We start from the raw sequence: 373 nt of genomic DNA, 5'->3' as shown, positions 1-373 counted from the left end.
CACCCCTGGGCCCGCCGCCGCGCCCCGCTCACCCGCGCCGAGCTCGCCGCCACCCCCCTGATCCTGCGCGAGAGCGGCTCCGGCACCCGCCAGGTCCTGGACGCGGCCCTCGCCGCCGAGAACGGCCCGGCCGAGCCGCTGCTGGAACTCGCCTCCACCACGGCCGTCAAGGCGGCGGTCGTCAGCGGCGCCGGCCCGTCCGTCCTCAGCGAACTGGCCGTCGGCGACGAACTCGCCGCCCGCCGCCTCGTCGAGGTCTCCGTCGCCGGCCTGTCCCTGCGCCGCGACCTCCGGGCGGTATGGCCCCTGGGGCAGCGGCCGGTGGGGCCCGCCTGGGATCTGCTGGGGCTGACGCGGGGCGGGGCATGAGGGG

Annotated in this window: 1 protein-coding gene; it reads left to right on the top strand. The window is 79.4% G+C overall.

All coding sequences use genetic code 11. From position 1 onward, the window contains the following. Positions 1-369 (top strand): LysR substrate-binding domain-containing protein (locus tag ACSNOK_RS33520; RefSeq protein WP_436784545.1); only part of this gene is annotated, 369 nt, incomplete at its 5' end. Between the last annotated feature and the right edge of the window lie 4 nt (positions 370-373).

Source organism: Streptomyces sp. URMC 126 (assembly GCF_051386555.1).
Taxonomy (GTDB): Bacteria; Actinomycetota; Actinomycetes; order Streptomycetales; family Streptomycetaceae; genus Streptomyces.
This window is presented reverse-complemented; position numbering and strand designations above follow the sequence as displayed.